Source organism: Kribbella sp. NPDC104218 (assembly GCF_055584105.1).
On the sequence record NZ_JBVJMQ010000001.1, the window covers coordinates 320,302 to 331,942 of the forward strand.

An 11,641-nucleotide genomic window follows, 5' to 3' on the forward strand; every position below is an offset into this window, starting at 1 on the left:
TTCCTTCCGAGAAACCCGACCCCCGTCGGCTGCAACAGGAACATACTTTGGCCTAAACGGACCGTGATCACAAGCAGGTCACGGCGACGGCGCGGCCGCCGGAGTGGCGACCGCGCCGTCTGGGCCGAAGTCTTACGCGTGCTTTACAGATTGTGATGGGTCAAGACCCGGGTGACTGCTTACAGCTGCAGGTCGTCGAGCATCTCCGTGACGAGCGCCGCGATCGGCGAACGCTCGGAGCGGGTCAGCGTGACGTGGGCGAACAGCGGGTGCCCCTTGAGCTGCTCGACCACCGCGACGACGCCGTCGTGCCGGCCGACCCGCAGGTTGTCGCGCTGGGCGACGTCGTGGGTGAGGACGACCCGCGAGTTCGCGCCGACCCGGGACAGCACCGTGAGCAGCACGTTGCGCTCCAGCGACTGGGCCTCGTCGACGATCACGAACGCGTCGTGCAGCGACCGGCCGCGGATGTGGGTCAGCGGCAGCACCTCGAGCATGCCGCGGTCCATCACCTCTTCGATCACGTCGTTGCCGGCCAGCGCGCCGAGCGTGTCGAAGACCGCCTGCGCCCAGGGCTGCATCTTCTCGGACTCGCTGCCCGGCAGGTAGCCGAGCTCCTGCCCGCCGACCGCGAACAGCGGCCGGAAGACGACCACCTTCTTGTGCTGGCGGCGCTCCATTACCGCCTCCAGGCCCGCGCACAGCGCCAGCGCCGACTTACCGGTGCCGGCCCGGCCGCCGAGCGAGATGATGCCGACGTCCGGGTCGAGCAGCAGGTCGAGCGCGACCCGCTGTTCGGCCGAGCGGCCGCGGATCCCGAACGCCTCCCGGTCGCCGCGGACCAGCCGGATCCGCTTGTCCGGCATCACCCGGCCGAGCGCGCTGCCCCGGTCCGACAGCAGCACCAGACCGGTGTGCGTCGGGAATTCGCCGGCCTGCCGCAGCTCCAGGACGCCGTTCTCGTACAGGTCGTCCACGTCGGCGACCTCGACCTCGAGCTCGGCCATGCCGGTCCAGCCGGACTCCAGCGTCAGCTCCGCGCGGTACTCCTCGGCCTGCAGCCCGCAGGCCGAGGCCTTGACCCGCATCGGCAGGTCCTTGGAGACCAGCGTGACGTCGCGGCCCTCGGCCTTGAAGTTGCAGGCGACGGCCAGGATCCGGCTGTCGTTGTCGCCGAGCCGGAAACCGGCCGGCAGGCTCTCGGGGTCGGTGTGGTTCAGCTCGACCCGGAGGGTTCCACCCTTCTCACCCACTGGCAGGGGTGCGTCCAGACGTCCGTACTGGATCCGGAGCTCGTCGAGTAGGCGCAGCGCGGTGCGTGCGAAATAGCCGAGCTCCGGGTGATGCCGTTTGGCCTCCAATTCGGTGACGACGACCACCGGCACGATCACTTCGTGCTCGTCGAACCGCAGCAGCGCGTGCGGGTCCGACAGCAGCACCGAGGTGTCCAGCACGAAAGTGCGCTGGGCCGGTGTGGATGAGGTACTTGACGCATTGGCGTGGGTGGCAGCCATGTCGCACGTCCTCTCGGGCCGCGACGTGTACCACGCCCGGCCCACCAGTGTTAGGTGTTGGACCGGGAGTCGGGAATCAGTAGCAGCACCGGGACAGAGCGTCTCCGGTACACCGGCTGGCGAACGATTCTCAAAACTGATCGCACCTCCCGTAACAGCCGGCTTCCCCTCCGACCGTCATTGTCAGAGTAGGAGGGTCCGGCAAACCCCGCAGCCCGACACGCCCGGCCACGGGGTTAACAGGGTGTTACACCTTCCCCTCCCCCGAGGGAGGCCGTTCACCCCGCCGGGTGATCCGGTCGCGGAGCGTACGGACGACGCTCGGACCATGCGGAAAAACTGGCCGGTTCTGATCGGCTGCGCGACGGCCGCCTGGTCGCTCGCCTACGGGGCCCTCGGCATCTACTGGGCGATGGGCGGCGCCCACTACCCGTTCGCGAAGGTGCGCGACGACCGCTCCAGCGGCTCGCTGCTCGAAGGCGCCCCAGTCGAGGTGGTCGCGCCCGTGATGGCCGTCCTGGGGCTCTCCGGGGCCGTCCTCGCGCTCGTGATGACCCTTCGGCGCCGCCCCCGCGGCTGGGCGCCGCAGACGGTCGCCGCCGTCCTGGCGGTCGGCCTCGCGCTGGTGATCCCCGACTACACGCTGGTCGCGCTGATCGCGCTCTCCCCCGCGCTGGTGGTCTTCGCGTTCACCGGCGTCCCCGGCGATCAGGACGGCGTCGGCGACATCCTCTACTGGCACCGGGTGAATCTGATCATCCTGTTCGTCGGCGGCCTGCTCTGGGCGGTCACCGCGCTCGCCTACCACCGCCGGGCCCGCGCCGCCTGCGTCTCCTGCGGCCGCGCCGACCGGACGCCGCCGTCCTGGACGACGCCGGAGTCGGCGCTGCGCTGGGGCCGGGTCGCGGTGATCGTCTCGGTCGTCGCGAACCTGCCGTACGAGGCGACCAGGATCGCCTGGTACTTCGGCTGGCCGGTCGGCATCAGCCGGGAGTTCCACCAGATGATGGCCGACACGCCGGGCATGCTGGAGATGGGGATCGGGCTGGCCGTGCTCGGGATCGGCGGCGGCGTCCTCACCCACGGCCTCGTGCACCGCTGGGGCGAGGTGTTCCCGCGCTGGGTCTGGTTCCGGGCCGGACGCCGAGTCCCGCCGCTGCTCGCGATCGTCCCGGCCTCGATCGTGGCCGTCGCTCTGATCCCCGCCGGGCTGATGAACGCCCAACTGCCACTGGACGGCGACAACTGGGCAGTGAATGCGCCCGGCATCCTCTGGATCGTCTGGGGCGCCGCGCTCGGCGTGGCGACCTACGCCTACTACCTGCGCCGCCGGCCGCCCTGCCGCCGCTGCGGCCGGGGTGTCACGTCCCGAACCGGCGCTCCCGCTGCGCATAGCTCCGCACTGCACGCAGGAAGTCGACATGCCGGAAATCCGGCCAGAGGGCTTCACAGAAGTAGAACTCGCTCAGCGCGCTCTGCCACAGCAGGAAGCCGCCCAGCCGCTGCTCCCCCGACGTCCGGATGACCAGATCCGGGTCCGGCTGGCCCTTCGTGTAGAGGTGCCGCGCAATGTGCTCGACGTCGATGTGCTCGGCCAGCTCCTCGATCGAACTGCCCTTCGCCGCCTCCTCCAGCAACAGCGACCGGACGGCGTCGGCCAGCTCGCGGCGGCCGCCGTACCCGACGGCGACGTTGACGAGCATGCCGCCGACGTCGTGGGTGGCGGTCTCGGCCCGCTTCAGGGTCTCGGCGGTGGCGCTCGGCAGCAGGTCCAGCGCGCCGACCGGGTGGATCCGCCAGCGGCCGATCGCGGTCAGCTCCTCGACAGCCTGCTCGATGATCCGCAGCAGCGGCTCGAGCTCGTCGGCCGGGCGGGTCAGGTTGTCGGTGGAGAGCATCCAGACGGTGACCACCTTGACGCCGAGGTCGTCGCACCAGTGCAGGAACTCGGTGATCTTGCTCGCCCCGGCCTCGTGACCGTGCGACACCGGGTTGCCGGCCGACCGGGCCCAGCGCCGGTTGCCGTCGATGATGACGCCGATGTGCTTCGGAATCCGCTCCGGATCCAGGTACCGCCGGATCCGGCCCTCGTAGATCACCGTCAGCACATCGCGCAGCTTCTGCTTGCCAGGTGTCTGCATGAGCAGGTACTCGCCTCCAGTTCCTCACCTTGAGGCTAGCCCAGATCACGCTCCGAAAGTGACCCCGAACTTTTCACTTGCCGGCTGCATCGTAGACACGGGAGAAGGTGCGCACGGGCGGTGACTTCGCCTACATTTCAACCTTATGAGGGATGAACCTACGGTTCCGTAGGTTACGCTTGAGTAGCCAACCAGCGCCCAGCACCCCGAAAGGACGGCGATGACCGCTTCCAGTGCCCACTCCCAGGAACTCGGCCATCGGCTGTCCGAGCGGCTCGGCCCGCTGAAACCCAAGCTCCGCGGCTGGCTGCACGCCGGCACCTTCCCGCTGGCGACCGCCGGCGGGATTGTGCTGATCTGCCTCGCCCCGCACGCGAACGCGCGCTGGGCCGCCGCCGTCTACACGATCGGCGCGATGCTGCTGTTCGGCATCTCCGCGCTCTACCACCGCTTCTACTGGGGCCCGACCGGCGAGGCGATCCTGCGCCGGTTCGACCACAGCAACATCTTCCTGCTGATCGCCGGCACCTACACCCCGCTCGGGGTGCTGCTGCTGAGCGGCAAGGACCGCGTGTTCATGCTCAGCCTGGTCTGGGGCGGCGCGCTGCTGGGCATCCTGTTCCGGGTGCTCTGGGTCGGCGCCCCGCGCTGGCTGTACACGCCGCTCTACCTGATCATGGGCTGGGCCGCGGTGTTCTGGATGGGCGACATCTACCACCAGGGCGGCGCGGCGGTGGTCACGCTGATCGCGGTCGGCGGCCTGCTCTACTCGGTCGGCGCCGTCATCTACGGCACCAAGCGCCCGAACCCGTCACCGCGCTGGTTCGGCTTCCACGAGATCTTCCACGCGTTCACGGTCGCCGCGTTCGTCTGCCACTACATCGCCGTCAGCATCGCGACGTACGCCGCGGGCTGATCTGAAGGCTGGCTGAAGGGTCCTGCGGGACCCTTCAGTCATGAGCGTTCTGCAGTCGTTGACCGCTGACGACGTGACCGGCCTCGGCCGGACCGTCAGCGGCGTACCCACCGCACGCATCGACGACGTGCGGGTCGAGGTCGTGGACTACCCCATCGGGACGCCCACGACCGAGGGCCTCTACCGCGTCCGTGGGACGGCGGACGGCGCCGCCTGGTCCTGTTTCGTCAAATGCCTGCAGTCGGTGCGGCACTGGCCCTACCTGGCGATGATTCCCGAGCAGTTCCGCGAGGACTTCGTCCAGAACCTGCCCTGGCAGCTCGAGCTCGCCGTCCATCAGAGCGATCTCGGCACACTGCTCCCCACCGGCATGCGCTTGCCGAAGGCGTACCGGATCGACGTGTACGACGACGACCGCGGCGCGCTGTGGATGGAGGACGTCGTCCAGGAGCCCGGTCCGTGGCCGGTGTCGCGGTTCGAGCGTGCGGCGTACCTGCTGGGCCGGCTGTCCGCCCGCCGACGGCCGCACCTGGTCGAGCCGCTGGTCCCTCGCAGCAACGTCACCACACCAGGCGTCGGACTCCGGTACTACGTGTCCGGCCGAGTGCAGCGAGCCGCGCTACCGGCGATCAGCGACCCCGAGACCTGGAAACATCCGACGCTCGCCGCAGCGGTCTCCAACCTGGGCGACCACGCGCTCCGGGACGACCTGGTCGAGCTGGGCACACGACTACCCGGCGTCCTCGATACGTTGGAGGCACTGCCGCAGTCCTACCAGCACGGAGATGCGAGCCCGCAGAACCTCCTGGTGGCGCAGGGGCAGCCGGACGAGTTCGTCGTGATCGACTGGGGCTTCGACTGCCCGCAGGCGATCGGCTTCGACTTGGGACAGCTTCTGGTCGGTCTGGCCCACGCAGGCGAGCTGTCGCCAGAGGCGCTGCCAGCGCTGCACAAGGTGATCCTCACGGCGTTTCTGGCCGGGCTGGCCGAGGAGGGCTGCGAGGTGACCGAGGAACAGGTGCTGTACGGCTATCTGGGCTCGCTGTGCGCCCGCGCCACCTTCACCGCGCTACCGATCGAGCAGATCACTCAGCCGGGCGCTCCGGCGCCGCTGGGTCTGTTCGAGCAGCGGCTGCGACTGACGCGCGCTTTGGTGAATCTGGTGTCGACGGTGGTGTAGCTGCAACGAATCGGGGTCTAACGGGTATCCATAGGGTGTGAAGAACCTCAAGAGGTACACAGCGCTCACCGCCCTCGCTGGACTGGTTCTGAGCGGATGCGGTTCCGAGTCCAGTGGCAGCAAGCCCATACCGCCGCCGGTCAGCACACCAACGGTCACCGAGTCGATCCCGGTCGGCGCCGGTCTGCCGATGACTGTCACGCGGACCGGCGGCTTCGCCGGCTTCGACGACAACGTGCAGGTGGACGCCGACGGCGTCGCGACCGTGAGCTCACGCGGTAAGGAGACGATCCGCTGCAAGCTCGACCCGACCGTGCTGGCCCCGCTGGCCGCAGCCGCGCAGCAGGTCGACTGGGCGAGCCTCAAGGTGGTCAAGCCGAGCGTGCGCTACCCCGACGACATGATCATCGCGGTCTCCGCCAACGGCAAGATCGCCCGCCTGGAGGACCCGGCGATCAAACCGCTGACGGCCCCGGTGAGCAAACTGCTCACCGAAGCCGCCAATCCCCCGGGCAAGCTCTGCGTCAAGCTCTAAGTCCGAGTCTTTACGGGACAGTCACCGCGGTGTCGTCGACGACGAAGCTGGTCTGCAGTGAGGAGTCCTCGGCGCCGAGGAACCGCACGGTGACCGTCTTCCCCTTGTAGGCCAGCACGTTGAACGTCTTCTCGACGTACGCCGAGCCCTTGTTCAGGTTCGAGTACGTCGCCAGCGTGGTGGTCGTGCCGCCGTCGACGATCTGCACCTTCAAGGTGTCGTAGACCGTCGTGGAGGTGGTCTCGGCCGAATCGATCCGGATCCAGAACGACAGCGTCGCCGCCGTCGCCGCGGCCGGGATCGCCACCGACTGACCGGTGTTCTCGGTACTGGTGTTGCCGTTGCCCTGCAGCCACGCCTTGTAGCTGCCGGTACGGGCCGGCTTCGACGAGCTGTTGGTGACGACACCCGACGTCCCGGTCCAGTTCACCGCGCCGGACTCGAAGCCCGGGTTGAGCAGCAGGTTCGAGCCGCCGGGCGGCGGGCCGCCGCTGTAGTCCTTCTGCGCGTAGTTCCAGATCATGTGGCCGATGGCATCGATGTTGCGATCCAGCGCCGTCAGGTTGAGGTTGTTGATGTTGTCGCAGGACCGGTGGTAGCAGGGGTCGTACGCCTGACCCGCCGTACCGCCCCACTTCGCTGCCTGTGCCGAGGTCTTGGTGCCCTCCGCGCCGGTGAAGGTACCGGCCGTCGCGATCCCGAGCGACCGGAACGCCGCGTGGTCCGAGCGGCCCTGGACGTCGATGTACTCCGTCTGGACGCTCTTGCTGGTGAAGTACGCCGTCAGGTCGTCGCGGGCGCCGTTACCGGCCGGGTTGTCGTTGTAGACGAAGTACCCCGGGTTCGGCGAGCCGATCATGTCGAAGTTCAGGTACAGCTCGATCTTGTCCCGCTCGGCGGCCGGCAGGTTGTTCACGTAGTACTTGGACCCGAGGAGCCCGAGCTCCTCGGCACCCCAGAAACCGAAGCGCAGACGGTTCCTGGCGGTCTGGCCGCTGGCGGCGTAGGCAAGCGCGACCTCGAGGACGCCGGCGCTACCGGTGCCGTTGTCGTTGATTCCGGGACCCGAGCTGACGCTGTCCAGGTGCGAGCCGGCCATCACGACGTGGTTGGCGTCGCCGTGCGGCCATTCGGCGATCACGTTGTACGACGTACCGGCGGAGGTGTTGAACTGCTGCAGCGTCGTCGTGTAGCCCGCCGCGTCGAGTTTGGACTTCACCCAGTCGGCGGACGCCTTGTAGCCGGGCCGGCCGGTGTACCGGTTACCCCCGTTGGCGGTGGCGATCGACTGGAACTGGTCGAGGTGGGCCTTGGCGTTGGTGACCGAGATGTCCGGCGACTCGACCGCGTGGGCGAGGTTGCCAGGGACACCGAGCACGCCGGCGACGAGTGCGACGCCGAGCGCGCCGGCGGACAAGGATCTACGCATGGGGACTTTCTCCTTGCTCACAAGGGGAAGGTCCGGGGGCGAACCGTGGGCGTCGGCCCACCCCCGGACCTCAATGGCTGCTGGTGATCAGCAGGTGGCCGTACCGGCCGGGACGTTGATCCCGGCCATCGCCTTCTGGACGGCGACGCACTGGGCCGACCCGGCGCCGTACAGCTCCTTGGCGGAGTTGATGACGCCGTTACGGGCGGCCTGGTAGTTGGAGCCGGAGCTGAGCTTGGTGGTCAGCGTCCGGTACCAGATCTTGCCGACCACGTCGCGGCCGGCACCGGTGAAGGTGGTGCCGTTACAGGAGGCGGTGTTGTAGTTGACGCCGTTGATGGTCTTGGCGCCGGTGCCCTCGGAGGCCATGTAGAACCAGTGGTTCAGCGGGCCCGACGAGTAGTGCGGGTCCAGGTTCTTGGTTCCGGTGGTCCAGCAGTCCTGGCTGCGACCGTCCTTGTTCGGCTTGTCCATGTAGCGCAACGGGGTGCCGTTGCCGTTGATGTTGATCTTCTCGCCGATCAGGTAGTCGCCCTTGTCGGACGCGTTGTTCGCCGAGAACTCGACCAGCGTGCCGAAGATGTCCGACGTCGCCTCGTTCAGACCACCGGCGTCCCCGAAGTAGTTCAGGTTCGCGGTCGCCTCGGTGACGCCGTGGCTCATCTCGTGGCCCGCGACGTCGATCGACGTCAGGGGCCGCTGGTTGCCCTGGCCGTCGCCGTACGTCATCTGGGTACCGTCCCAGAACGCGTTCACGTAGGCGTTGCCGTAGTGCACGCGGGACCGGGCGCCGACGCCGTTGTTGCGGATGCCGTTCCGGCCGTGGGCGTTCTTGTAGTAGTCCCACGTCAGCTGCGAGCCGTAGTGCGCGTCGACGCCGGCGGTCTGCCGGGAGGACGTCGTACCGTTGCCCCAGACATCATCCGCATCCGTGAACGTGGTGCCGGCGCCGGAGGTGCCGCCGTTCAGGTCGGTGGTCCAGTTGCCGCCGCGGCTGTTGTCCTTCAGCGTGAAGCCGGCGGACGTGCCGATCGAGACCTGGCCGGAGTACATCGAGTTCCCGGTACCGGTCTTGATCTCGTCGTCCTGCGCCAGCACCGCGCCGGACTTGGCGTCGATGAACGAGTGCAGCACGGACGGCGTCTGATCCGGCTTGACGCCGGAGGTGACGACCTCGTACGCCAGTACGGGCTTGGTCTCGGTCACGAAGACGACGAGCTGGCCCTTGTTCGCGGTCGCTTTGAAGCCGGCCGTCTTGGCGCCCTTCGCCAGGGCGGCCGCCTGGGACAGCGCCGGCTTGGTGGACGCCGGACCGACCTTGGCCGCGTCGCGGTTGTAGGTCACCTGGCTGATCGCGCCGGCGCCGTCCCGCTTCACGATCAGGTCGCCGCCGACGACCTTGAGGCCGTTGAAGGTGCGGTCGTAGCGGACGAACTCCGTGCCGTCGGCGTCCCGGACGACGTCCCGCACCTGCAGGACCTCACCCTTGGCCAGCCCGAGCGCGACCGCAGTCTTGGCGCTCAGCGCCTGCTCGGCCTGGACGGCGGACGGCTGGTTGAAGCCGGAGTCGGGCAGCGGCGCCGTCCGTACGTCCGCACCGGCGGGCACGACGGCCAGCCCGGCAGCGGCGAGAACAGCGACAGCGCCAACTGATGTCAATCGCTTCACAACAACTCTCCTCACGTGGTGGTCGCTGAATGGGCGCAGCGACTCAGGGCGATGCACGTGCACAGAGGATGGGTCCGGGGGCCCTGACGACCCCCGGACCACTGGTGTTGCAGCTCAGTTACCGGCGACCAGGGACGTGTCGTCGACGACGAAGCTCGTCTGCAGGGAGGAGTCCTCCGCGCCGAGGAACCGCACCGTGACGGTCTTGCCCTTGTACTGCGTGACGTTGAACGTCTTCTGGGTGTACGTCGTGTTCTTGTTCAGGTTCGAGTACGTCGCCAGCGTGGTGGTCGTGCTGCCGTCGACGATCTGCACCTTCAGCGTGTCGTACACCGTCGAGGAGGTGGTCTCGGCGGAGTCGATGCGCAGCCAGAACGAGAGCGACGCGGCGGTGGCCGAGGCCGGGATCGCGACCGACTGGCCGACGTTCTCGGTGCTCGAACGGCCGTTGCCCTGCAGCCACGCCTTGTAGCTACCGGTACGGGCCGGCTTCGAGGTGCTGTTGGTGATCACACCCGAGGTGCCGGTCCAGTTCGCCGCGCCGGACTCGAAGCCCGGGTTCTTCAGCAAGTTGTCACCGGTCGGCGGCTCGGTGGTGCCGCCACAGGTGGCCGCGCCGGCCGGGACCGAGATACCGCTGAAGGCGGCCGCGATGCCCTTGCACTCGTTGGAGTCGTTGCCGTACAGCTCCTTGGCCGAGGTGATCGCGCCTTCGCGCGCGTCCGGGTAGGTGCTGCCCGAGCTGAGCTTGGTGCTCAGCGTCCGGTACCAGACCTTGGCGGCCACGTCGCGGCCGACACCGGCGATGGTCGAGCCGTCGCAGGCGGTGCTGGTGTGCGTGACGCCGCCGATCACCTTGGAGCCGGTGCCCTCGGAGGCCAGGTAGAACCAGTGGTTCAGCGGGCCGGAGGAGTAGTGCGGGTCGGCGCCGCCGACGGCCGAGCTGTAGCAGTCGTAGCTGCGCCCGTCCTTGTTCGGCTTGTCCATGTAGCGCAACGGGGTGTTGTTCCCGTTGATGTTGATCTTCTCGCCGATCAGGTAGTCACCCGGGTCCTGCGCGTTGTTCGCGGAGAACTCGACGGCGGTGCCGAAGATGTCCGAGGTGGCCTCGTTCAGACCACCGGCGTCCCCGAAGTAGTTCAGGTTCGCGGTCGCCTCGGTGACGCCGTGGCTCATCTCGTGACCGGCCACGTCGATCGACGTCAGCGGCCGCTGGTTGCCCGCGCCGTCGCCGTACGTCATCTGGGTGCCGTCCCAGAACGCGTTCACGTACGCGTTGCCGTAGTGGACCCGCGAGCGCGCGCCCTGGCCGTTGTTGAAGATGCCGTTGCGGCCGTGGACGTTCTTGTAGTAGTCCCACGTCAGCTGGGAGCCGAAGTGCGCGTCGACGCCGGCGGTCTGGCGGTTCGCCGTCGTCCCACTGCCCCAGGTGTCGTCCGGGTCGGTGAAGAGCGTGCCGGCGCCGGAGGTGCCGCCGTTCAGGTCGGTGGTGTTGTTGCCGCCGCGGCTCGGGTCCGACATCGAGTAGCTGCCGGAGGTGCCGATGCTGACGGTGCCGGAGTACATCGAGTTCCCGGTACCGGTCTTGATCTCGTCGTCCTGCGCGAGTACCGCGCCGGTCTTGGCGTCGACGAACGAGTGCAGCACCGAGGGGGTCTGGTCGGCCTTGACGCCGGTGGTGACGACCTCGTAGGCGAGCACGGGCTTGGACGGCGTCACGAAGACGACCAGCGTCCCCTTGTTACCGGTGGCCTTGAACTTCGCCGCCGCGGCACCCTTGGACAGCGCGGCCGACTGGGACAGAGTCGGCTTGGTCGCGACGGCCACGGCCTTGGCGTTGTAGTTGTACTTGACCTGCCCGATCGTCTCGCCCTTGCGCTTGACGATCAGGTCACCGCCGACGACCGGCAGGCCGTTGTAGGTGCGGTCGTAGCGAACGAACTCGGTGCCGTCGGGGTCCTTGACCACGTCGCGCACCTTGAGCTGCTCACCACCGGAAAGTCCGAGTGCTGCGGCCGTCTGCGCGGTCAGCGCCTGCTCGGCCTGGACGGCGGCCGGCTGGTCGAAGCCGGACGCCGGGAGCGGAGCGGTACGGTCGGCCGCACCGGCGGGCGAGCCGGTCAGCGCGCCGGCAAACCCTGCCGCCGCAACGATGGCCACCGCCCCTGCTGATGTCAGTCGTTTCAAGACAACATCTCCTCACGGTGTGGTCGCTGTTTGGGCGCAGCGACCAATTCAGTTGGGGACGCCGGATGTGA

At 68.3% G+C, this 11,641-nt stretch carries 8 protein-coding genes; 3 read left to right on the forward strand and 5 right to left on the reverse strand.

The annotated features are described in order from the left end of the window. Positions 1 to 179: 179 nt before the first annotated feature. Positions 180 to 1,514, reverse strand: coding sequence for a PhoH family protein (locus ACZ6ZD_RS01485; RefSeq protein ID WP_171677385.1), 1,335 nt, complete (start codon positions 1,512 to 1,514; stop codon positions 180 to 182). 1,361 nt (positions 1,515 to 2,875) lie between these two features. Then, on the reverse strand, positions 2,876 to 3,655 hold the full coding sequence (locus tag ACZ6ZD_RS01490; protein ID WP_465667224.1) for an isoprenyl transferase: 780 nt from the start codon (positions 3,653 to 3,655) through the stop codon (positions 2,876 to 2,878). Between the two features lie 220 nt (positions 3,656 to 3,875). On the opposite strand from ACZ6ZD_RS01490, the gene trhA reads away from it, so the two are divergent. From trhA to ACZ6ZD_RS01505, 3 genes are read left to right on the forward strand one after another with little or no spacing between them, the layout of a single operon-like run. Further along, on the forward strand, positions 3,876 to 4,571 hold the full coding sequence (trhA, locus tag ACZ6ZD_RS01495; protein WP_465667225.1) for a PAQR family membrane homeostasis protein TrhA: 696 nt from the start codon (positions 3,876 to 3,878) through the stop codon (positions 4,569 to 4,571). A 40-nt stretch (positions 4,572 to 4,611) separates the two neighbouring features. After that, positions 4,612 to 5,751: a phosphotransferase gene (locus ACZ6ZD_RS01500; RefSeq protein WP_465667226.1), complete on the forward strand. Its 1,140-nt coding sequence runs from the start codon at positions 4,612 to 4,614 to the stop codon at positions 5,749 to 5,751. A 37-nt stretch (positions 5,752 to 5,788) separates the two neighbouring features. Next, positions 5,789 to 6,286, forward strand: a complete 498-nt coding sequence (locus ACZ6ZD_RS01505) for a hypothetical protein (RefSeq protein WP_465667227.1) — start codon at positions 5,789 to 5,791, stop codon at positions 6,284 to 6,286. A 10-nt stretch (positions 6,287 to 6,296) separates the two neighbouring features. Here ACZ6ZD_RS01505 and ACZ6ZD_RS01510 read toward each other — a convergent pair whose 3' ends face one another. From ACZ6ZD_RS01510 to ACZ6ZD_RS01520, 3 genes are all read right to left on the reverse strand, one after another. Then, entirely contained in the window at positions 6,297 to 7,715 is a 1,419-nt protein-coding gene (locus tag ACZ6ZD_RS01510; protein WP_465667228.1) for a M28 family metallopeptidase, read from the reverse strand. 87 nt (positions 7,716 to 7,802) lie between these two features. Next, entirely contained in the window at positions 7,803 to 9,383 is a 1,581-nt protein-coding gene (locus ACZ6ZD_RS01515) for a M4 family metallopeptidase (protein ID WP_465667229.1), read from the reverse strand. 114 nt (positions 9,384 to 9,497) lie between these two features. Continuing rightward, complete coding sequence (locus ACZ6ZD_RS01520) at positions 9,498 to 11,570, reverse strand: M4 family metallopeptidase (RefSeq protein WP_465667231.1); 2,073 nt, start codon at positions 11,568 to 11,570, stop codon at positions 9,498 to 9,500. Between the last annotated feature and the right edge of the window lie 71 nt (positions 11,571 to 11,641).

Coding starts and splice junctions, on each gene's coding strand:
- ACZ6ZD_RS01485 (WP_171677385.1), bottom strand. CDS start 1,514: ATGGCTGCCACCCACGCCAATGCGTCAAGTACCTCATCCACACCGGCC.
- ACZ6ZD_RS01490 (WP_465667224.1), bottom strand. CDS start 3,655: ATGCAGACACCTGGCAAGCAGAAGCTGCGCGATGTGCTGACGGTGATC.
- trhA (WP_465667225.1), top strand. CDS start 3,876: ATGACCGCTTCCAGTGCCCACTCCCAGGAACTCGGCCATCGGCTGTCC.
- ACZ6ZD_RS01500 (WP_465667226.1), top strand. CDS start 4,612: ATGAGCGTTCTGCAGTCGTTGACCGCTGACGACGTGACCGGCCTCGGC.
- ACZ6ZD_RS01510 (WP_465667228.1), bottom strand. CDS start 7,715: ATGCGTAGATCCTTGTCCGCCGGCGCGCTCGGCGTCGCACTCGTCGCC.